Below are 624 nucleotides of genomic sequence, written 5' to 3'. Positions count from 1 at the left end.
GATTCAGTCGAGAATTTAGCAAACGAGTCGAGAGCCAAGCTTCAAAATTCAGTGAACCGAATTGAATTTGAAAGCTTGCAGCAACTTGGTTTGCAGAGGATTTTCCACCTTGATACTGGTTGAGAAATCAAACTCAAAAACACTGAAGCCAGCAATTTTCGATAACCTTACAACCCTTGAATTATCAAAGCGCTATAACGCCAGCTTAAACCGCAGACAACGCACAAATCAAGCCGCTGCATTACGCCTTAAACACTAAAATCACCGCAAACTAAAAATGCCACGCGTTGTTTGTCGGTTTGAAGCTTTTGTTAGAGCGATACAAGCAAAAAACTCACTTGGCAATGAAGCACTTAGCTTGCATTCAATGAACAACATCTTAGCCAACAAAACCTTCTGCAACCAGACCACGAAACCCAAAACACCGATTCGGTCATAAATTTAGAAAAACGAGCCAAGAGCAAAGTTTCAAAACTCGGTGAACCTAATTGGGTTTGAAAATTTACAGCAACTTGGTTTGCGGTGGTTTTTCCACATTTGATACTGTTTGAGAAAACGAATTCAAAAACACTGAAACCAGCAACTTTCGAAATCCTTACAACCCTTGAATTATCAAAGCGCTAT

It is taken from the genome of Vibrio sp. vnigr-6D03, from assembly GCF_002835515.1.
Classification (GTDB): Bacteria; Pseudomonadota; Gammaproteobacteria; order Enterobacterales; family Vibrionaceae; genus Vibrio; species Vibrio penaeicida.
This window is presented reverse-complemented; position numbering follows the sequence as displayed.